The organism is Cupriavidus alkaliphilus, from assembly GCF_900094595.1.
Classification (GTDB): Bacteria; Pseudomonadota; Gammaproteobacteria; order Burkholderiales; family Burkholderiaceae; genus Cupriavidus; species Cupriavidus alkaliphilus.
In genome coordinates, this window is record NZ_FMAD01000004.1 from 204,826 (window position 1) to 225,947 (window position 21,122).

At 67.2% G+C, this 21,122-nt stretch carries 18 protein-coding genes; 11 read left to right on the forward strand and 7 right to left on the reverse strand.

Features of this window, described 5'->3' with window-relative positions; genetic code table 11:
* Nucleotides 1-3: 3 nt before the first annotated feature.
* The 7 genes from GA0116996_RS10305 to GA0116996_RS10335 all read left to right on the forward strand — a co-directional run bounded on the left by GA0116996_RS10305 (nt 4) and on the right by GA0116996_RS10335 (nt 7,862).
* Entirely contained in the window at nt 4-315 is a 312-nt protein-coding gene (locus GA0116996_RS10305; RefSeq protein ID WP_092310298.1) for a hypothetical protein, read from the forward strand.
* Between the two features lie 165 nt (nt 316-480).
* Entirely contained in the window at nt 481-2,268 is a 1,788-nt protein-coding gene (locus GA0116996_RS10310; protein WP_244159830.1) for a polysaccharide deacetylase family protein, read from the forward strand.
* Between the two features lie 53 nt (nt 2,269-2,321).
* Nucleotides 2,322-3,896, forward strand: coding sequence for a glycosyltransferase family 2 protein (locus tag GA0116996_RS10315; RefSeq protein ID WP_092310303.1), 1,575 nt, complete (start codon nt 2,322-2,324; stop codon nt 3,894-3,896).
* 2 nt (nt 3,897-3,898) lie between these two features.
* Nucleotides 3,899-4,999, forward strand: a complete 1,101-nt coding sequence (locus tag GA0116996_RS10320; protein WP_244159801.1) for a bactofilin family protein — start codon at nt 3,899-3,901, stop codon at nt 4,997-4,999.
* Entirely contained in the window at nt 4,987-5,997 is a 1,011-nt protein-coding gene (locus tag GA0116996_RS10325) for a hypothetical protein (protein ID WP_092310306.1), read from the forward strand. Before GA0116996_RS10320 ends, GA0116996_RS10325 begins: the two co-directional genes overlap by 13 nt.
* 204 nt (nt 5,998-6,201) lie before the next feature.
* Nucleotides 6,202-7,041 (forward strand): YaiO family outer membrane beta-barrel protein, encoded by an 840-nt coding sequence (locus GA0116996_RS10330; protein WP_243419742.1) that lies wholly within the window; start codon nt 6,202-6,204, stop codon nt 7,039-7,041.
* 2 nt (nt 7,042-7,043) lie between these two features.
* Nucleotides 7,044-7,862, forward strand: a complete 819-nt coding sequence (locus GA0116996_RS10335) for a hypothetical protein (protein WP_092310309.1) — start codon at nt 7,044-7,046, stop codon at nt 7,860-7,862.
* Between the two features lie 85 nt (nt 7,863-7,947).
* Here the strand turns inward: GA0116996_RS10335 and GA0116996_RS10340 are convergent, their stop codons facing one another.
* Nucleotides 7,948-9,489: a methyl-accepting chemotaxis protein gene (locus GA0116996_RS10340; protein WP_092310312.1), complete on the reverse strand. Its 1,542-nt coding sequence runs from the start codon at nt 9,487-9,489 to the stop codon at nt 7,948-7,950.
* A 278-nt stretch (nt 9,490-9,767) separates the two neighbouring features.
* Here GA0116996_RS10340 and GA0116996_RS10345 point away from each other — a divergent pair, with 278 nt between their 5' ends.
* Complete coding sequence (locus tag GA0116996_RS10345) at nt 9,768-10,202, forward strand: phasin family protein (protein WP_092310315.1); 435 nt, start codon at nt 9,768-9,770, stop codon at nt 10,200-10,202.
* Here GA0116996_RS10345 and GA0116996_RS10350 read toward each other — a convergent pair.
* The 6 genes from GA0116996_RS10350 to GA0116996_RS10375 all read right to left on the reverse strand — a co-directional run bounded on the left by GA0116996_RS10350 (nt 10,199) and on the right by GA0116996_RS10375 (nt 16,764).
* A complete protein-coding gene (locus GA0116996_RS10350) occupies nt 10,199-10,504 on the reverse strand; it encodes a DUF1272 domain-containing protein (RefSeq protein ID WP_092310318.1) in 306 nt (101 codons plus the stop codon). The genes GA0116996_RS10345 and GA0116996_RS10350 overlap by 4 nt on opposite strands.
* 91 nt (nt 10,505-10,595) lie before the next feature.
* The gene (gene gdhA / locus GA0116996_RS10355; RefSeq protein WP_092310321.1) at nt 10,596-11,948 is read right to left on the reverse strand and encodes an NADP-specific glutamate dehydrogenase; all 1,353 of its coding nucleotides are present in this window, start codon (nt 11,946-11,948) and stop codon (nt 10,596-10,598) included.
* A 293-nt stretch (nt 11,949-12,241) separates the two neighbouring features.
* Entirely contained in the window at nt 12,242-12,997 is a 756-nt protein-coding gene (locus tag GA0116996_RS10360) for a DeoR/GlpR family DNA-binding transcription regulator (RefSeq protein ID WP_092310324.1), read from the reverse strand.
* A gap of 165 nt (nt 12,998-13,162) precedes the next feature.
* Complete coding sequence (gene phnY / locus GA0116996_RS10365; protein WP_092310327.1) at nt 13,163-14,626, reverse strand: phosphonoacetaldehyde dehydrogenase; 1,464 nt, start codon at nt 14,624-14,626, stop codon at nt 13,163-13,165.
* Between the two features lie 89 nt (nt 14,627-14,715).
* Nucleotides 14,716-15,978, reverse strand: coding sequence for a phosphonoacetate hydrolase (gene phnA, locus GA0116996_RS10370; RefSeq protein WP_092310329.1), 1,263 nt, complete (start codon nt 15,976-15,978; stop codon nt 14,716-14,718).
* A 57-nt stretch (nt 15,979-16,035) separates the two neighbouring features.
* Entirely contained in the window at nt 16,036-16,764 is a 729-nt protein-coding gene (locus GA0116996_RS10375; protein WP_092310332.1) for a phosphonate utilization associated transcriptional regulator, read from the reverse strand.
* A gap of 265 nt (nt 16,765-17,029) precedes the next feature.
* Between GA0116996_RS10375 and GA0116996_RS10380 the strand changes: the two genes are divergently transcribed.
* From GA0116996_RS10380 to GA0116996_RS10390, 3 genes are all read left to right on the forward strand, one after another.
* Nucleotides 17,030-18,064: a putative 2-aminoethylphosphonate ABC transporter substrate-binding protein gene (locus tag GA0116996_RS10380; protein ID WP_092310335.1), complete on the forward strand. Its 1,035-nt coding sequence runs from the start codon at nt 17,030-17,032 to the stop codon at nt 18,062-18,064.
* 90 nt (nt 18,065-18,154) lie between these two features.
* The gene (locus GA0116996_RS10385) at nt 18,155-19,297 is read left to right on the forward strand and encodes a putative 2-aminoethylphosphonate ABC transporter ATP-binding protein (RefSeq protein WP_092310338.1); all 1,143 of its coding nucleotides are present in this window, start codon (nt 18,155-18,157) and stop codon (nt 19,295-19,297) included.
* Entirely contained in the window at nt 19,288-21,117 is a 1,830-nt protein-coding gene (locus tag GA0116996_RS10390; RefSeq protein ID WP_092310341.1) for a putative 2-aminoethylphosphonate ABC transporter permease subunit, read from the forward strand. Before GA0116996_RS10385 ends, GA0116996_RS10390 begins: the two co-directional genes overlap by 10 nt.
* The last annotated feature ends 5 nt before the right edge of the window (nt 21,118-21,122 follow it).

Sequence of the window (21,122 nt, forward strand, 5' to 3'; positions counted from 1 at the left end):
GGAATGGCAACTGCCGTTGCACTCGCGGCGGCCCTGGCGCTGCCAACCGCCAGGGCCGCGCTGACCGCGGAAGCCACCGCGGCCCTGGCGGCAAGCCCGCTCTATCTTCCGGCCAGCCCCGCCAATCCCGGCGGGCTGAAAGGCTATGAGCATGGCGCCCAACTCGATTTCGCTTTCGAAGCGCATGCGCCAAGCAAGAACAAGGCGCTGAAGGACAGGCTGACCAAGAAGCTCCTGAACAATGCCGTAGCGGGCCCGAAGGTGCGCAGCGGCGCCTACACGCTGTCGCCGGCGCCAGCGGCCGAGCCGGACTGAGGCTTCCCTTCATTGCAACGACGCGTCGCCGCCCACGCGGCATCACGCCCCGTGCGGCGGCCGCGCGGCTGCGCACGGCAACACCGGCCTACTTGATCGCACCCGGAGAAGACCATGCCAAACCCACTGTACGCCCTGCTGCAACGGCTGCGAAAGCACCGCGCCATGCTGTTGTTGGTCGTGGCGGCGCTGTCGCTAGCCATGCCAGCGGTGAGCCGCGCCGCCACCAACCAGATCGCGCTGCTTGTGCCGGACGGCATGGCGCTGCCCGACGCACGCGTCTCGGCGTGGGAAGACGCCGCGCGCGAAGAAGGGTTGAAGCTGACCGTCATCAGCGATACCCAGTTGCAGCAGGGCATCACCCCGGCACAGTTCCCTGGCGTCATCCTGCCAGACCAGGTGCATGTGCATGCCAGCGAGAACCTGATCGCCGCGCTGGAGAACTACACCAGCCTAGGCGGCAAGGTCATGCTGGTGTATGACTTCGGCGCGCTGACCACCACCGGCTTCTACGCGCCGCAGCGAAGCCGGCTCAGCAACCTTGCCGGCGTCGACTACGTGCTCTACGACTCCCTGCTCGGCAATATGATCGGACTGGGGCCGGTCACGGGCCTGGGCAGTACGCTGCGGAACATCCAGGTGCCGCCAGGCAAGTCGATGTTGTGGTCCACCAATGGCACCACCGACCCGGTGGAGGGCATTTCGGGCTATGTCTATGGCTTCCTGACCTATCCCAGCTTTGTCACGCAAGGCAGCTATACCGGATCAGCGCTGCTGACGTCGCCGAACTTCGGCCTGGTGGCCGGGCTGCGCAATTTCGGCTCCGGCAGCGTGCTGTTCGTCAACCTGCCGCTGTCGTACCTGAAGGGCCAGACCGACGGCATGCTGATGCACGGCTTCCTGCGCTACTTTGCCGTCAACCTGATGAAGCTGCCGCGGCTGTCGGCACAGCCGAAGGGGCGCGCCGGGCTGGTGCTGAACATGCATTTCTGCGCCGGCGACCAGATCGCCCCGGCACTCAAGCTCAAGAACTGGGGCATCTTCAACCACGGACCATTCTCGGTTTCCGTGACTGCCGGTCCGGACCAGATCACCTTTGGCGATGGCCTCGGCATCAAGCTGCCGCAGAATGCCACCGCGCAGCAGTTGCTGCTGTTTCTGCAATCCAAGGGCCACAAGATCGGCAGCCATGGCGGATGGATCCACGACTACTGGGGCGCCAATGCCAGCGAAACCAACCAGTCCACGTTCCAGCAGTATCTTGAGCTGAACAAGCAAAGCGTGGAAGCCGTGACCGGGCGGCCCGCGACGGAGTATGCGGCGCCGGAAGGGAACACCCCGCAATGGTCGGTGGACTGGCTGGAAGCCAACGGCAACACCGGCTATTACTTCCTGGGCCATACCGGCATGGCGCCAACGCGCAGCTATCGCCACGGCGTGCTGACCAACCAGCGCATCCGCGCCTTCCCGGTCATGCCGTTCGGCCAGTACGCGACGTTCGAAGAGTTCGATGAATTCAACGTGCCCGCGGGCAGCGTCACCGCCTGGTACCGGCAACTGATCGACTTCGTGGTCAAGAACCGCACCAGCCGGCTGATCTACATGCACCCGCTCGGCGCCGAGGAGTACCCGACGGTGTTGAATGCGCTGTTCAGCCGCGCCGCGACGCTGGCGCTGAGCGGACAGTTCAGCTGGTACACCATGGACACGCTGGCCAGGTTCGAGCAGCGGCGTGACCTGGTTAGCTGGCAGGCCACCGACAACGGCCTCACCTGGGTATTCCAGGCCGCGCATCCGACCGACATGACCGACATGACATGGGTACTGCCGCGCACGGGCTTCATTCAGCCGGTGGTCACCGGCGGCCTCGGGCTCGTGACATTCGATGCCAACAACTGGATCGTGACCGCGCTGGGAGGGACATCGCTGACGTTTATCGCCAGCAAGCTCTGATGCGCGAGCGCGGCGGCCTGCCGCGCCCACCACACACTTGAGGGTTGTCGCCCATGCGCCTGGCCCATCGCTGGTTGCTGCCGCTGTGCGGATTGCTCGCGGGCAGCATCGTCGTGCCGCTGCAGGCGGCCGACCTGCCGCTTCGCGGCGATACCCTGGTCCGCGAAGCGGCCGCGGCGCAGCCCATGCCCGCGCCTGCGACCCAGGCCATGGCGGGCAGCATCCCCGACCCGGGCGCGCAAACCGTGGCACTGGAGCTGGCTTTCGTCGATACGCTGCCCGCCGATTCGCTGGAGCCCCCCAAGCCGCCCGCACGGACGTGGCCGCCTGCACCGCCGGGCCAGCCGCCCATGCCGGCAGACGGGCACGCCATGGTCACGCTGCTCACCAGCATGCTGACGCTGATCGTCGCACTGGTGGTGTTCTACGCGGTGCGGCACTACGTGTTCACACTGAACCGCTTGTTCGGCAAGCAACGCCACCCCTACCTCGACATCGATATCGCCGACTGGCCGAGGCTGACAGTGATGGTCGCCGCGCATAACGAAGAAGCCGTGATCGCCGGTTCGCTGGCATGCCTGCTGCGGGCCGACTATCCGGAAGACCGCCTCACCATCATGCCGGTCAACGACCGCTCCACCGACCGCACCCGCGACATCATCGACGCGATCGTGGCACAGCACCCGGGCCGCATCACGCCGTTCCACCGTACCGGCGGCAAACCGGGCAAGGCCGCGGCCCTGAAGGACGCGTGCGAGACCGTGACCAGCGAGATCATCGTCGTCTTCGACGCCGACTACCTGCCGCCGATCGGCTTGCTCAAGCAACTGGTGGCACCGTTCTTCGATCCGGAAGTGGGTGCCACCATGGGGCGGGTGGTGCCGATGAACCTGAGCAGCAACCTGCTGACGCGGCTGCTGGATCTCGAGCGCTCCGGCGGCTACCAGGTCGACCAGCAGGCGCGCATGAACCTGAACCTTGTGCCTCAATACGGCGGCACCGTGGGCGGCATCCGCATGCGTGCGCTGCGCAGCGCCGGCGGCTGGCACGACGACGTGCTGGCCGAAGACACCGACCTGACCTACCGCCTGCTGCTGGCCAACTGGAAGACCGTCTACCAGAACTGGTCCGAATGCTATGAGGAAGTTCCCGAGAGCTGGCCCGTGCGGGTTCGGCAGATCAAGCGCTGGACCAAGGGGCACAACCAGGCGCTGTACCGGCACGCATGGAACATGGCGCGCTGCCGCGATCACGGCCTGCTCGAGAAGATCGACGGCCTGGCGCTGCTGGGCATCTACATGATGGCGCCGGTGATGCTGGCCGGCTGGCTGCTGGCAATCCTGCTGTTCTATGCCGGCGGACTGCCGTCGCTGGGAGAGGCGCTGGTCCTGTTCGCCCTGATCTCGTACGGGACGCTGGGCAACTTTGCCGCGTTCTTCGAGATTGCCGCGGCGGTGTACCTGGACGGCAGCCGCGCTCGCATCTGCCTGCTGCCGCTGAATTACTTCGGCTTCCTGGTGAGCGTACTGGCCGTATCGCGGGCGATCGCCGACCAGATGGTGCTGGATCCGCTGCTGCGCCGCGAGATGCGCTGGGACAAGACCACGCGCTACCGACAGCGGAGCTGACCGTGTGGCCCCTCACCCTTGCGTTCCTGACCTTGCTGGTGCTGGCGCTGCCGTTGACGCCGGCACTGCTGGAATGGCGCAGGCAACGCGATATCGGGCCACTGCCCATCGATGGCGAACACACCCTGGATGTTGGTGCGGTGGCAGCCGGCTTTCGGGCGCGGCTGGTCGCGCAGCCGGAGTCGCCGGGGCAAGTGGGCAGAGCCACGCCCGAGCTTTCGCTGGAGCCGCTGGTACGCGTGGACGGCGCCTTCGTGCCGAGCCCGGCCGAGGCGGCAGCCGGGCTGTGCGCCCGCACCATCGTGGCTGCCGAAGCCGTGCAGCTGCCCGACGATTACGCCTTCGCCCGCGACATCTATGGCCGGCGCAGCATCCGCACCGGACAGCGCAACCGCCTGCAGGGACTGCTTTCCGACGGCGCCATAGTCATCGCCGCAGGCAGCGAGCTGCAGCGATGGGCCCACGCCAGCCGCGTGTACGTGAGCGAAAGCTGCCGCCTGCTGGGTCCGGTGGCCGCGCTGCAGTCGATCCGGCTGGAGGCAGGCTGCCGCTTCGCGTCGGTCAATGCGCCCGTGGTCCGTTTCGGTCGTGCCGGCGACGCTGCCGGCATCGCCGACGGCACCGCGGCCGGCCCCTGCGCCGGTGCGCCGGCGGGCGAGCTCGCGCCCGCCGAAGCGAAGGATGGTCGCTGGCTGGTGCCGCAAGACTTCACCTTCCCCGCCAACAGACTGTATCGCGGCGACTTGGTGGTCCATGGCAACCTGTGGATCGGCACCGGCGCCCACATTGCCGGCAGTGTCAAGGCGAGCGGCAGCATCCGCCTGGAAGCCGGCGCCGGCATCGATGGCGCCCTGATTGCCGGGGCTGACATCTCGGTGGAGCGCGGCTGCGCCATCGGCGGGCCGGTCGCCGCCGAGCGCGAGATCCGGCTGGCCCCATCCTGCGTGATCGGCTCGCCGCAGCGGCACACCACCGTGGTGGCACCGGTGTTGCGCGCGCGCGTCGGCGCCACGGTACACGGCGCCGCCTCGGCCCTGGAGCATGGGCGCGTCGAACCGGATTGCGACGCTGCCACCACCAAGGATCATCCATGCCCGCCCTGAAAGCCCTGTTCACCCTGCTGATGGCCCTCGCCACCACCCTGGCCGTCCCCGCGGCCGCCGCCGAGCTTGCGCTGCCGGGCTACCAACGGTCCGACGGCGCCATCACGACATACTTCGGTGGCGACTCGATCGACCCTTACTTCGCGGCCAAGGCCCTGCTGGCGGCACAGGATGCCGGCATGGCCACCACCACCGCGGCCGGCAAGTGGATCGCGTGGCAACTGCCACGCCAGCACGGCGACGGCCGCTTCGACCGCTATTGCCTCACGGGGCAACACTTTGCCGCCTGCCAGGCCGCGGATGCCGACGACGCGCTGATGGCGGCCTGGATGGAACTGCTGGTCCGCACCGCCCCGGCCAAGGGCATGCCGCCCGCGTGGCAGGCCAGCTTCGACAAGGCAGCCCGCTACCTCGACACGCTGCGCGACCGCCGCACCGGTGTCTACCAGATTTCCTCCACACTGCCGGTGGCGCTGCTGATGGACAATGTCGAGGTATCCAGCGCGTTCAAGGCAGTCAGCGCCTACCGCCAGCGGCTGGGCGACAGCAGCGGCGCCGCGGCCTGGGCACGCCAGGCCGAACAGCTCGACCAAGCCATCCTGCGCGTGTTCTGGCGCAAAGGCGGCTTCCTGGTCAGCACCCAGCCGCGCGAGCGCAGCGAGTTCTATCCCGATGCGGTGGCGCAGATCTTCCCCATCCTGGCCGATATCCAGCCTCCCGGCCATCCGCACGCCAGTGCCTACCAGGCGTGGATGACAACGCATCGCTTCGCGTGGCTGCAAATGACAGAGGTGGACTTCCCGTGGGGGCTGGTCGCGCTGGTGGCCGACAAGATGGGCGACGCCGACGCGATCACCTGCTGGCGCGTGCGCTCGAACCAGTTCCGCCACGGCCATCACTGGAACGTCCTGGAAGAGGCGCTGTTCCTGGCCTTCGAGGCCAGGCTCACGCCGGCGCAGGCGCTCGCGCCACCGCCGGCCAGCCTGCGCTGCCGATAGCCCGGTAACGCAGGGGCGCGGGGCCAAGGCAACCGACCGGCACGCCTGGCCAGCATTTCAGAGATGCAACACACCACCAAAATGACGAGGCATGGCGGATCGACGCATCGCCCCGCCCCGGTGTATGGTGCAAGCGCTGCTGCCACATCAGGCGGTCTGCACCGGCCGTCCCCGGAAATACCCATAAGCACGACAGGAGGCAATGTGAAGCTACCGGACGCCAGATGCTTCGGCGCACAGTCCCTTGCCTGCCTGCTCGGCGTGCTGGCACTGGCGGCTTGTCCCCACGCCCGGGCCCAGGCCGAGGCCACCGCCCCCCGGACGTTCGCCCCGTCGCTGACGGGCTTTATCGAAGGCGGCCTGGGTCACGCCAGCCTGACCGGCAACAACGCCAGCTGGAACGACCAGTATCTGCGCGGCGGAGTGCACCTGTCCGCCGCTGACTACGTCACCGGCGAAATCAGCCACCAGCGGCACTTTGACGACCAGGGCACATTCTTCGGCCTGGGCTACACCCGCACCTTCAATCCGGACTGGTACGGCTTCCTGAGCGTCGGCACCAGCGCCGGCGGCTTTTTCCTGCCAGAGTTCCGCGTCGACGGCATGCTGTTCCGCAAATTTCTCGAGAAGAGAAACCTGGTGGCCAGTGCGGGCTTCACTTACTACCGCGCCAAGGAAATCTATACCGACAAGACACTGCTACTCGGCCTGACCTACTATTTCGACGCACCGTGGATCGTGCAGCTCGGCGCGCGCCTGAACCGCAGCGACCCGGGCAACGTCCGCTCCAACCGCGGCGTGGCCGCCATCACCTACGGCCGCGACAAAGACCAGTACATCACCCTCAAGTACGACGGCGGCCGCGAAGCCTATCAGCTGACCGGCGCGCAGTCGCTGCTGAGCGACTTTACCAGCCATGAGGTCACGCTGACGTGGCGCAAGTGGTTCAACAAACGTTACGGCATGAACCTGCGCGCGATCTATTACGAGAACCCGTCGTACCGGCGCAAGCAAGCGGAGATCGGCTTCTTCGTCGAGTTCTGACCATGCCGCGCCAGGCCTGCGATCGCACTGCCGAGCCACCCGCCGCACGCGACAAGGGCGATGCACTCGGCCTGGCAACGCTGTACCATGCACGGCAGCGATCGCTGGACCGCCTGATACTGAGCCTGCCCACGCTTGCCGCGATCCCGCTGGTTGCGCTCGCCTTCAACGCCGCCGAATGGATGCTGCGCGGCAAGCTCAGCGCGGCATGGGCCGCCGTGCTGGCCTTCTGGATCGACAAGCTGCGCCTGGAGGGTACCGTGTCCGAGCGGACCGCGCCGCTAGGCTGGTTCGACCTGCCCCTTCCGTACGTCAGTGTCTCCGTCGCGATGCCCGACACGCTGACGTGGTGGCTGACGCTGGCTGGCACACTGGCGGCCGCGCTGCTGGCGCTGCGCCTGCGCGACCACTACCTGCCGCTGCGCTATTTCATATTGTTCGCGGTGTTCGTGCAGTCTACCGCGCTGCTGTTCTTCGCGGTGGCCCCACATAGTTTTCCGTATAGCGCAAGCAGCTACATTGACAACGGCCTCAAGACCTCCTGCGGCTTTCTCTGGCTGCTGCCGTGGGCCCATGCGCTGACGTACTACATCTTCGGCTTTGCGTGGTGGAAGAAGATATCGCTGACGCTGCTGACCCTGGCGTTCGTGGTCGTCGCCGTACCGTTGCAACTGGCGTTGCACCTGTACATCCTGTCATGCTGCTCGCTGCTGATGATGCCGTTGCTGTCCTTTGTATTGGGGCCGACCGTGATGGTATCGGGATGCATCGCGCTGTACGGATGGGCCATGAGCTGGAAGCGTCCGGGCGGACGCCCGTAGTGCCGGCGTGCCGCCGTGACGGCGGCCGTACCGGGCAGGGCGCCCTTCTTACGGCTGGCGGAAGAAGGCAAGCGCTGCCCGGCCGTCAGGCCGCCAGCCTGAACGTCGCCACCGCCTCCTTCAGCCGCTGCGCCTGCTCCTCCAGCGAACCCGCCGCCGCAGCAGCCTCTTCCACCAGCGCCGCGTTCTGCTGCGTCACCGTGTCCATCTGCGTCACCGCCTGGTTCACCTGCTCGATGCCCGAGCTCTGCTCGGCCGACGCGGCGCTGATCTCGCCCATGATGTCGGTCACGCGCTTGACCGCGGCGACGATCTCTTCCATGGTCTGGCCCGACTGCGTCACCAGCATGGAGCCCTTTTCGACGCGGTCGACCGAATCGCCGATCAGCGCCTTGATCTCCTTGGCCGCGGTCGCGCTGCGCTGCGCCAGCGTGCGCACTTCGCCCGCCACCACCGCAAAGCCGCGGCCCTGCTCGCCGGCGCGCGCGGCTTCCACCGCGGCGTTGAGCGCCAGGATATTGGTCTGGAACGCAATGCCCTCGATCACGGCGATAATGTCGACCACCTTCTTCGACGCGCCGTTGATCTCTTCCATGGTCTCGGCCACCTGGCCCGCGACTTCGCCGCCCTTGGCGGCGATATCCGAGGCGTTGACCGCGAGCGTGCTGGCCTGGCGCGCGTTGTCGGCGTTCTGGCGCACGATGCTGGTCAGCTCCTCCATGCTGGCCGCGGTCTGCTGCAGCGACGAGGCCTGTTCCTCGGTGCGCTGCGACAGGTCGGTGTTGCCGGCCGCGATCTGGCTGGTGCCCGACACGATCGACTCGGTCCCGGCGCGCACCTGGCGCACGATGCGCAGGATATTGGCGTTCATGTCAGCCAGTGCCTGCAGCAGCTGGCCGGTTTCGTCGCGGCTGTCGACGTCGATGCGGCTGGTCAGGTCGCCCGAGGCCACGGTGCGTGCCACCGCCACGGCGCGATGCAGCGGACGCGTGATGCCGCGGGTGAGCCAGAACGCGAACGCGATGCCGATCCCCAGCACCACCACGCCCAGCCCGATCAGGCTGTTGCGCGCATTGACGTAGATGGCGTTGATCTCGCGCGCGGTGGCGTCGATGCTGGCGCGCTGGATGTCGAGCAGCTTCTGGATCTCGGCCAGGTAGGCGTCGCCGGCGGGCACGAACTCCTGCTCCAGCACCTGGTTGGCTTCCTCGGTCAGGCCTTCCTGCTTGAGCTTGGTGATCTTGTCGCGGCCGTTGTTGTACGGGTCGCGCACGCTCAGGATCTTCTGGAACGCGGCCTTTTCCTCTTCGGAGTTCAGCATCGGCTGCAGCTTGTCGCGCAGCTGCGCAATGCCTTCGATCGATGCCTTGGTCTCGGCGGCAAAGAACTGGCCCAGCGAAGGGTCGGCGCTGCGCGCCACCGCGGTGGTACGGCGCACGCTGGTGTGCATGAGGCGATACCAGTCGCTGACCAGCCGCTCCTTGGTCAGCGGCTGCTGCATCATTGCGTGCGTGCGCTCGGCCACCTGCTGCAGCCGCAGCATGCCCAATCCCGTCGTCAGCGCCGCAAGCAGCAATACCACCCCAAAGCCGATGCCGAGGCGAACCCCGATACCTAGATTCTTCATTTCTTCTACCTGATTAGCATTGGTCATGGCGAAGTGCTGCCGCGCCCCGAAATGGCTCGGCGCAACGCTCTTCGCTCTCATCGTCCGCGGGCGGGCCGGGTCGGGCCGACGCACAGGCGGGCTATGGATGCCAACGGCAGGGGCGGCGGTAACTTTAGGGTCTTCCTCGATTGACGGCCAGAAGTGTGCGGATACCGGCTATAGTGGACAGGATCCCGGCCAAAGGGCACGCCATCCCCGCCGCCGGCCGACCTGCCAGTCCTTCCAGGAGACCCAGCATGGCCACGCCTCCCAATCCCTTTGCCGATTTCACCAGGATGATGGAACAGTTCCGCCTGCCGGGCGTGGACATGAGCGCGGTGATCGAAGCGCGCCGCAAGGACATCGAGGCCCTGACCGAGGCCAACCGGCTGGCCTATGAAGGCATGCAGGCCATCGTGAAGAAGCAGCAGGAAATCTTCGCCCAGACCATGCAGCAGCTGCAGGCGGCCGCGCAGCAGTACGGCACGGCGGGCAACCCGGCCGAGGCCATGGCCAGGCACAGCGAGTTCGTGCAACAGCAGCTGCACCAGGCGCTGGAGAATATGCGCGCGCTGGCCGAGACCGCGCAGAAGGCGCAAGCCGAGGCGCTTGCCGTGATCAGCAAGCGCGCCGAACAGAACGTGAAGGAGGCTGGCGAAATGCTCCAGCCGAAAACGAAACCCCGCGGCTAGCGCCGCTCAGGCAGAACCTGGCCCACCGCCTCGACCAGGCGGGCATGCGCGGCCAGGTCCACCGGCCGGTGCTTGACCTTGGTACTGGCCGGGTTGTTGCCCAGGTAGTTGCCGTTCTTCCAGTCCCGCGCCGGCCGTACCGGCCGCGGCGCGAAACCGCCGCCGCAGTTCGGGCAGACATTGCCGAGCAGGTCGACGCAGCCCGCGCAGAAGGTGCATTCGTACGAGCAGATGCGCGCTTCGGCGGAATCCGGCGGCAGGGGCTTGTTGCAGTGTTCGCAGCCTGGTCTGAGTTCCAGCATGGCGCGTCGCTCCTTTTCTGGATAAGCGGTTCGGGACCGCCATCGTAGCCGGATTCGGCGCGGCCGGCATCGCGCCGGCCGCTTTTTCCCGTCAGATCACGCCTTGCGCCAGCATGGCGTCGGCCACCTTGACGAAGCCGGCGATGTTCGCGCCTTCGACGTAGTTGATGTAGCCATCCGCCTTCTGGCCGTGGTGGATGCAGTTCTGGTGGATGTCCTTCATGATCGCGTGCAGCTTCTCGTCGACCTCGGCGTGGTGCCAGGACAGGCGCATCGCGTTCTGCGACATCTCCAGGCCCGAGGTGGCCACGCCGCCGGCGTTGCTGGCCTTGCCCGGCGCGTACAGGATCTTCGCCTCGACAAAGCGGTCCACCGCCTCCAGCGTCGACGGCATGTTGGCGCCTTCGGCCACGCAGATCACGCCGTTGCCCAGCAGGGTTTCGGCGTCGTTGCCGTCAAGTTCGTTCTGGGTGGCGCACGGCAGCGCCACGTCGGCGGGCACGTGCCAGGGCGTGCGGCCGGCTTCGAAGGTCATGCCGCGGCGGGCGGCAAAGTCGGACAGGCGGCCACGCTCTTCGTTCTTGAAGGCCATGACTTCGGCCAGCTGCTCGGTGGTCATGCCCTGCGGGTAGTGCAGCACGCCGCCGGAGTCGGACAGCGTCAGCACCTTGGCGCCCAGTTCGATCGCCTTCTCGGCCGCGTACTGCGCCACGTTGCCCGAGCCGGAGATCAGCACGCGCAGCCCGTCGAAGCCGCGCCCGCGACGGTGCAGCATTTCCTGGGCGAAGTAGACAGTGCCGTAGCCGGTCGCTTCAGGGCGCATCAGGCTGCCGCCGTAGGCCAGGCCCTTGCCGGTAAACACGCAGGCCGACTGGTTCGACAGCTTTTTCATCATGCCGGCCATGAAGCCGACCTCGCGCGCGCCCACGCCGATGTCGCCGGCCGGGATGTCGGTATCCGGGCCCAGGTGGCGGTACAGCTCGGTCACCAGCGCCTGGCAGAAGCGCATCACTTCGGCGTCGGACTTGCCCTTGGGATCGAAGTCCGAGCCGCCCTTGCCGCCGCCCATGGGCAGCGTGGTCAGCGCATTCTTGAAGGTCTGCTCGAAGCCCAGGAACTTCAGCACCGACAGGTTCACGGTCGGGTGGAAGCGCATGCCGCCCTTGTACGGGCCGATGGCCGAGCTGTGCTGCACGCGGAAGGCGCGGTTGACCTGGACGCGGTTCTGGTCGTCGGTCCATGCCACGCGGAACTGGATCACGCGCTCGGGCTCCACCAGCCGCTCGAGCAGGGCCTGGTCGGCGTAGCGCGGGTTGCGCTCGACGAACGGCCACAGCGTCATCATGACTTCCTTCACGGCCTGGAGGAATTCGGGTTGATTGGGGTCGCGGCGGGCAACCCCCGCCAGAAATGCTTCAAGGGAAGTGCGGGAAGGAGAATTCACGGATGTCTCTTGCTGTGCTGGAGTGGCAGGATCCGGCAGCCTTGCCGGCTGGATGCCGGTCTGCGGTGCCGTCTGGCGTTGCGCCGATGGAAGGTGGGTCGCCTCCGGTTATCGGACGGGCACGGCTAGCCATGCCGGTTCGACAACCCAGCACTTTAGCACCGCCATGGGGCACACGGGAGTCAAAACACCTGTGACAGCGGCGTCAAAGCCGCATTTTGGTGCGCGGCCGGCCGGATTTGCGTGCGATCAGCGGACATGGCGGCCGCCCGGCCGAGACCAAGGCGAGGCCGTCAGGCAATCAGCAGCTTGTTGCCCCGCTCCTTCAGGGCCGCGCCCAACTCAGGTTCCGGCGCCATGTCAGTAATCACCCAGGCCGCCAGTTCGGCATGCTTGATGGTGACGCCGGTGTTGCGGCCGAACTTGGTGTGGTCGGCGACCACGCAGGCCACGTCGGCGGCCAGCAGCATGCGGCTGCGCAGCTCGGCCGCGGCGCGCGAGAAGTCGCAGATTTCGCCGCGCGGCGTGATGCCGCCGATGCCGATAAAGGCGAAGTCGGTGTGGTAGCGCGACAGCTGCTCGATGGTGTCCCAGCCGTGGGTGGCGTCTTCGTTGTCCTGCAGCTCGCCGCCCAGCACGATCACGCGGTTGCCGTTGCGCCGCCCCAGCAGCTGGGCAATGGCCAGGTCGTTGGTGTAGACCAGCAGGTTGTGGTGCCCGTGCAGCGCCTGCGCCACCGCATGCGTGGTGGTGCCGTAGTCCAGGATCAGCGAGGCGCCGTCGCGCACCAGCTCGGCCGCGCGCACGCCGATGGCGCGCTTGCCCTCGGCATTGACCTGCGCGCGGGTCTGGGTATCGGGCTCGGTCCGGTCCGGCGCCAGCGCGCCGCCGTGGGTCAGCACCAGTAGCCCGCGGGTGGCCAGCGCGTTGAGGTCGCGCCGGATGGTCTCGCGCGAAACGTCGAGTTCGCTCACCAGCTCGCTGATGGCCAGCGCGCCGGTCGCGGAAAGCTGATCGAGGATGTATTTCTGCCGTTGTTCGGCGAGCACGGGGACTCCGGGAGGATCGGGGACTTGGGGGCTGATTCTAGCGCAGCGGGGTCACCCCGAGCGACCTGGCGCCCAACTGCCATAGACTTTCCCATGACCGACTGCGTGCTCCCTCTCCCGCGCGCGGGAGAGGCGAGCCAACCCGCAGCCGGTTTCAGCCGTGCTTCACCCCCAAGGCAGCGTAATCGTCTTCAAATTCGTAAAACTCTTCGCCGCCTCCTGCACCCCCTCCTTGTACCCCAGCCCCGAATCCTTGATCCCGCCGAACGGCGTCAGCTCGATCCGGTAGCCAGGCACTTCCCACAGGTTGACCGTGCCCACGTGCAGCGAATTGGCGATTTTGGTGAAGGCCTCGATATTGTTGGTGCACACCCCCGACGACAGCCCGAACGCGGTGCCGTTGGAGATCCGGATGGCATCGTCCACATCGCGGAAGGTGATGATGGGCGAGACCGGACCGAAGGTTTCCTCGCGCACCACCGTCATCGACGGGTCGACGCGGTCGATCACGGTGGGCGCGTAGCTGGCGCCGTTGCGCTGGTTGCCGGCCAGCAGCCGCGCGCCCTGCGCCACCGCCTCGTTGACGCGGGCCTCGAACAGCTGCGCGGCCTGCTCGTCGATGACGGTGCCCATGTCGACGCCGCGGTCCATCGGGTCGCCGTACTTCCAGGCGCGGGTCTTCTCCACCACCAGTTCGGTAAAGCGCGCCGCCACGGCCTGGTGCACCAGCATGCGCTTGACCGCGGTGCAGCGCTGGCCGGAGTTCTTGTACGAGCCTTGCACCGCCAGGTCGGAGGCACGGTCCAGGTCGGCGTCGTCCAGCACGATCAGCGGGTCGTTGCCGCCCAGCTCCAGCACCACGCGCTTGTAGCCGGCCTTGCTGGCGATGTACTTGCCGATCGCCACGCCGCCGGTAAAGGTGACCAGGTCCACTGCCGGGTGCGTGATCAGCTCGTCGGCGATCTCGCGCGGGTCGCCGGTGACCACCTGGAACATCTGCGGCGGCAGGCCGGCTTCGTACAGCAGGTCGGCCAGGTAGAACGCCGACAGCGGCACCTTTTCCGACGGCTTGAGCACCATGCGGTTGTTGGTGGCGATCGACGGCGCCACCTTGTGCGCAACCTGGTTCATCGGGTGATTGAACGGCGTGATCGCGCTGATCACGCCCATCAGCGGCTCGCGCTGCGTCATCACGCGGCGCTTCTTGCCGTGCGGCGTCAGGTCGCACGAGAACAGCTGGCCGTCGTCGCGCAGCGCCTCGGTGGCGGCAAAGCCCAGCACGTCGGCGACGCGGCCGATCTCGTACAGCGAGTCCTTCTTGGACAGGCCGGATTCCAGCGTGATCAGGTCCGACGCTTCCTCGGTGCGCTCGCGCAGCAGGGCCGCGGCGCGGTTGAGGATGGCGGCGCGCTCGTAGCGCGTCAGCGTGGCGCGGTAGGCCTGGCCCACCTCGAAGGCGCGGCGCACGTCGTCGACGGTGGCCTTGGGCACGGTGCCCACCAGCGCGCCGTCGAACGGATTGCGCACTTCGATCACGCGCTCGCGCACGATCTTCTGGCCGTCGATGCGCAAGGCCTCGGCACGGAAATGGGGGCTGACGGCGCCAGCGGGAAATTGGGGGGCGTTCATGGGTCTCCTCCGTTCAATACAGGCTCAAATTGCGGCTCGGACAGCAGAGTCAGGCTGCGCGCCCGAACCGGCCGATACCATCCGGGCGTTCAGTGCAGGTGGTTCAGCGCGACATCGAAGATGTCGAAGTTGCGCAACACGGTCTTGCCGGGAATGCCGGCGGTGGCGCGGTTGAACACCAGCGGCACGGTCTGCTCCGATACGCCGCCGTGCGAGCGCAGCGGCGCGTCCAGGCCGGACAGGTCGTGGCGGCTGCGGCTGGTGCCCAGCACCACGTGCTTGTCGCTGGTGACCACGAGGTCGCCGACGCGGTCGGACGGCAGCTCGAAGCGCGCGCAGGCCTCGGCATTGGTCAGCACGCTCTCCACGCCTTGCAAATCGGACAGTCGCGCCTGGATCGCGGCGGCGTCGGCATCGTCGGGCAGGTAGATAGTGGCGTAGGAACCCAGCGCGCCATGGTGGACCACGTACGGATCGGTGATCGGCAGGATCACGCGCGCGCCGCCCTCTTCCACGCCGCGGCCCAGCCAGGCGTCCAGCTGGTCCTGCAGGTAGATCACATTGGGCGCCTTGGTGGCCTCGTCGTGCTTGGCGTTCATGCCGTGGTCGGCGGTCAGCGCCACCACGCAGCCGAGTTCATCCAGCCGCGCCAGGTACTTGTCCATCATGGCGTAGAAGGCATTGGCGCCGTCCGAGCCGGGCGCGAACTTGTGCTGGATATAGTCGGTGGTGGACAGGTACATCAGGTCCGGGCGGCGCGTTTCCATCAGGCGCACGCCGGCGGCGAAGACAAATTCGGACAGCTCGGCGCTATAGACGTCCGGCACCGGCATGCCCACCAGCTCGAGCACGCCGTCGATGCCGTTCTCCGCCACCGTGGCCTGGTCGGCCTTCTCCGACGAGAAGCAGATGCCCTGCATGCCATGGCCCAGCAGCCGGCGCAGCTTGTCCTTGGCGGTGACCACCGCGACGCTGGCGCCGGCCTCGGCAAAGGCGGCAAGGATGGTGCCGGCGCGCAGGTACTTGGGGTCGTTCATCATCACTTCCTCGCCGCGCCCGCCGTTGGCGCTGCGGTCGAAGAAGTAGTTGCCGCAGATGCCGTGCACCGCGGGCGGCGCGCCGCAGACGATGGAAAGGTTGTTGGGGTTGGTGAAGGTCGGCACCACGCAGGCGCCGCGGAAGGCAGAACCGGCGTCCAGCAGCCGCTTCAGGTACGGCGCGCGGCCGCTGGCCGCGGCGGCTTCAAGGTAATCGAACTCGCAGCCGTCGACGCAGACCACCACGACGGGCTGCTGCATCCAGCGATAGGTGCGCTGGTTGACGGTAATGGTGCGGGCATTGGTATCGGGCATGGTCGGTTCCTGTGCGGGATCGCGGTCGGTAAGGCGGTAGCTGCAGTGGATTCAGATTCAGGCGGCGGCATCGGTGCCGGTGCTGGCGCCAGCGCTGGTAGCCGACGGGGCCACCGCGGCATGCATGCGCGCGCGGCCGCGCTCGACGTGCTCGCGCATCAGGCGCGCGGCCAGCTCGCCGTCGCGCGCGGCAATCGCCGAGACGATGGCGCGGTGCTCGCGGGTGGAATCGGGCATGGCGGCGTGGCTGCGCGACAGCGCTTCGCGCCGGAACAGCGTCAGCTCCTTGACCAGGCGCCGATAGGTCTCCAGCAGCTTGCGGTTGCCGGCCAGCTCGACCATGCGGTCGTGGAACGACAGGTTCAGCCGCGTGTATTCATCGACGTCCCGCGCCTGGCTCGCCGCGTCAAGCGCCTCCACCAGTGCGCGCAGTTCGCGCAGGTCCGCGGGCGTGATGCGGGCGGCCAGCTGCCGGCCGATGAACTCATCCAGCACGGCACGCAGTTCATAGATCTCATCGGCTTCCTCCACCGAGATGGCACGCACGAACACACCGCGGTTCTTCTCGGTGCGCAGCAGGCCGGCCTGCTCCAGCGCACGGAATGCCTCGCGCACCGGACCGCGCGACACATTGAGCTGCCCGGCGACTTCGATCTCGTTGAGCTTGGCGCCCGGCGCCAGCTCGCCGGACATGATCCGCAACTCCAGCTCCCGCTGCACCAGCGTAGTCAGGGACTGGCTCTGCAGGATGGTGATTTCGCTCGCCAGCGGCGCTTGGCGTGACATGAAAACTCCCGTTTGTGACGGATTCAGCAATATCGAAAATCCTTATTGCCATTAAAGCAAGCGGTTTGTATATTGTCAACAATCAAGACATCGGCGCAGATCCACGGGTGACAACGCAACGCGCCAGAAGTTGGGCATATGTCTTGCAAGTGTTGTAGCACAAGGGTTTCACGGTGATTCAATGTTGTGCAGCACGCCCCACGGCATTGCAACATATTCACCACATTGACACATTTCTCCACCTACAATGCCGGAAGGAGTCCCCATGCAACCGTCCTTCACCACCACCCTGCGCACCGCCGCCGCCCTGCTTGCGCTAGCCGCCTCCGGCACCGCGCTGGCCCAGAAGACCACGCTGACCGTCTATACGGCGTGGGAGACCGAGACCCTCAAGCCCTATGCCGAGGGCTTTGCCAAGGTGGCGCCCGATATCGAACTGAAATACGTGCGCGATTCCACCGGCGTGATCACCGCCAAGGCGCTGGCCGAGAAAGCCAATCCGCAGGCCGACGTGATCGCCGGGCTGGCGGCGTCGAGCCTGGAACTGCTCAAGCAGGAAGGCATGCTCGTGCCGTACACCCCCAAGGGCTTCGAGAAGCTGACGCGCGACTACAGCGACAAGGCCACACCGCCGTCGTGGGTAGGGCTGGACGTGTGGGGCGCCACCATCTGCTTCAACACCATCGAGGCCAAGAAGCGCAACCTGCCGCGCCCCGAAACCTGGAAGGACCTGGCCAAGCCGGTCTACAAGGGCACCATCGTGATGCCCAACCCGGCCTCGTCCGGCACCGGCTTCCTTGACGTGACCGCCTGGCTGCAGCTCTACGGCGAGCAGGAAGGCTGGAAGTACATGGACGCGCTGCACGAGAACATCGCCCAATACACGCACTCCGGCTCCAAGCCCTGCAAGCAGGCCGGCTCCGGCGAGTTCCCGATCGGCATCTCGTTCGAGCTGCGCGCGCACAAGACGCTGGCGGCGGGCGCGCCGATCGAGATGATCTTCCCCAAGGAGGGCCTGGGCTACGACATCGAGGCCGCCGGCATCGTCAAGGGCACGAAGAAGATGGAGGCCGCCCAACGCTACCTGGACTGGCTCGCCAGCAAGGAGGCCAACCAGCTGTTCGCCAAGGACTGGGCCATCGTGGCTTACCCGGGCGTGGCGCGGAAGGTGGAAACCATCCCGGCCAACTACGAGCAGATGCTGGTCAAGAACGATTTCGGCTACATCGCCAAGAACCGCGAGCGCGTGCTGACCGAATGGCAGAAGCGCTACGCCAGCAAGTCGGAAAAGCAGCCCTGAGCGCCTGAGCGCCGTCCTGTACCGGCGCCGCCGGCCTGTCTCGCGGGCAGGCGGCGCCGGGCTCCCCCAACAGAACACAGGCCCCACGCCATGCAGACCTCCACATCCACGGCCGAGACCTACCTCAGCCTGAAAGGCATCCACAAGCGCTTCGGCGGCAGCGGCAGCGCCTTCGTCGCGCTCCAACATATCGACCTGGACGTGCGCCAGGGCGAGCTGCTGTGCTTCCTGGGCCCGTCGGGCTGCGGCAAGACCACGTTGCTGCGCATCATCGCCGGGCTGGAATCGCAGAATGCCGGCACCATCCACCAGGGCGGGCGCGATATCTCCACGCTGCCGCCGATGGAGCGCGACTACGGCATCGTGTTCCAGTCCTATGCGCTGTTCCCCAACCTGACCGTGGCCGACAACGTCGCCTACGGCCTGGTCAACCGGCGCATGCCGCGCGACCAGCGCCGCGCGCGCGTGGCGGAACTGCTGACGCTGGTGGGGCTGCCCGATCGCGGCAACCAGTATCCGGCGCAGCTGTCGGGCGGCCAGCAGCAGCGCGTGGCGATCGCGCGCGCGCTGGCCACTTCGCCCGGGCTGCTGCTGCTGGACGAACCGCTGTCGGCGCTCGATGCGCGCGTGCGGGTGCGCCTGCGCAGCGAGATCCGCGCGCTGCAGCAGCGGCTGAACATCACCACCATCCTGGTCACGCACGACCAGGAAGAGGCACTGTCGATGGCGGATCGCATCGTGGTGATGAACCAGGGTGCGATCGAGCAGGTCGGCACCCCGGCGCAGGTCTACCAGCGCCCGGCCACGCCGTTCGCGGCGGACTTCGTCGGCAAGACCAACATGCTGGGCGCGCGCGTCTGCGGCAACGGCGAGCTGCACCTGGGCGGCGTGCGCATGCGCTGCGCCGCGCCCGCGGGCTGCTGCCCCGACGAGGACGTGCAGGTGTTCTTCCGCCCGGAAGACGTCTGCGTGCGCGGCATCGAACAGCATGGCCCCAATGTGCTGGAGGCCACCGTCGACAAGATCGAGTTCCTCGGCGCCTTCTCGCGGCTGACGCTGCGGCTGCCCGACGCCGCGCCGGCGGCACCGGGCGGCGCCGGCGCGCTTGGCAGCGCGCTGTATGCCGACCTTTCGCTCAATGACCTGCACGAGCTGCGCCCGCACACCGGCGACCGGCTGCGTCTGGCCATTCCCGCTGACCGTATCCGAATCTTCCGCCACGCATGCGCATGAGCCTCACTGCGGCGCCGGCCACCACGTCTGCCACCATGCCGGCTACCGATACCCTCTCCCCCGCCCCGGCCAGCGCGCCGGCGGGGCCCGCCAACCCTGGCGCGCAGCCCTCGCCGCCGGCATCGCCGGCGCTGGTCGCCACCTCGGTGCGCGCGCACTGGACCGACCGCCTCGCCTACGCGCTGCTGGCCCTGGCCGCGCTGGCGCTGGCCTGCTTCGTGCTGGCGCCGATCGTGATGATCCTGGCCAAGAGCGTGCAGAACCGCGACGGCACCCTGGCCGGCATCGCGCACTTCCGCGCCTACTTCGAGTCTCCCGCGCTGCTGCGCTCGGTATGGAACAGCGTGTGGGTCTCGGCGCTGGCCACCTGCATCACGGTGCCGCTGGCGTTCGGCTTTGCCTATGCGCTGACGCGCAGCCGCATTGCCTGCAAGGGCCTGCTGCGCAACCTGGCGCTGATCCCGCTGCTGGCGCCCTCGCTGCTGGCGGCGATCTCGTTCATCTTCTGGTTCGGCAACCAGGGGCTGTTCAAGCCGTGGATGGGCAGCACGCAGATCTACGGGCCGCTGGGCATCGTCGCGTCGCTGGTGTTCGCCACCTTTCCGCATGCGCTGATGATCCTGATCACGGCGCTGTCGCTGACGGATGCGCGGCTGTATGAAGCCGCCGACGCGCTGGGCACCTCGACCGTGCGCAAGTTCTTCACCATCACCGTGCCGGGTGCGCGCTACGGGCTGGTCAGCGCCGCCATGGTGGTGTTCACCTATGCGATCTCGGACTTCGGCATCCCCAAGGTGATCGGCGGCAACTTCCACATGCTGGCGACCGATATCTACAAGCTGGTGATCGGCATGCAGGACTTCTCGCAGGGCGCGGTGGTGTCGCTGATGCTGCTGGTGCCGGTGGCCGTGACCTACTGCGTCGACGCGCGCGTGCAGCGCCGCCAGATGGCGCTGATGTCGGCGCGCTCGGTGCCCTACGTGCCGCGGCGCAGCCCGCGCTTCGACCTGGCCATGGCGGTGTTCTGCTGGTCGATGGCGGCGCTGATGCTGGCGGTGATGGGCATGGCGGTGTACGCGTCCTTCGTCAAGCTGTGGCCGTACAACTTCTCGCTGTCGCTGAACCACTACCGGGTCGGGCTGATCGAGGGCGGCGTGGTCGATTCCTACCTGAACAGCCTGCGCATGGCGGGCCTGGCCGCGGTGATCGGACCGGTGTTCATTTTCGCCACCGCCTACCTGCTGGAGAAGACCCGCGGCATGGACTGGCTGCGCAGCTTCGTGCGGCTGATGGCGGTGCTGCCGATGGGCGTGCCGGGGCTGGTGCTGGGGCTGGGCTACATCTTCTTCTTCGTGCCGCAGGCCAACCCGCTGCACGGGCTGTACCAGACCCTGGGCATCCTGGTGCTGGTGACCATCGTCCACTACTACGCATCGTGCCACCTGACCGCCGTGACCGCGCTCAAGCAGCTCGACAGCGAGTTCGAGGCCGTGTCCGCATCGCTCAAGGTGCCGTTCTACAAGACCTTCTTCAAGGTCACGGTACCGGCCTGCCTGCCCGCCATCCTGGAGATCTCGCGCTACCTGTTCATCAATGCGATGACCACGGTCTCGGCGGTGGTGTTCCTGTACGGCGCCGACACCAAGCTGGCCTCGGTCGAGATCGTCAACCTGGACGAGTCCGGCGACATCGGCCCGGCCGCGGCCATGGCCACGCTGGTGGTGCTGACCTCGGCCGGCGCCTGCCTGCTCTATTACCTGCTGCAACGCGTGCTCGATTGCAAGACCCAGGCCTGGCGCCAGGGCCAAGGCAACGACTGACTTTC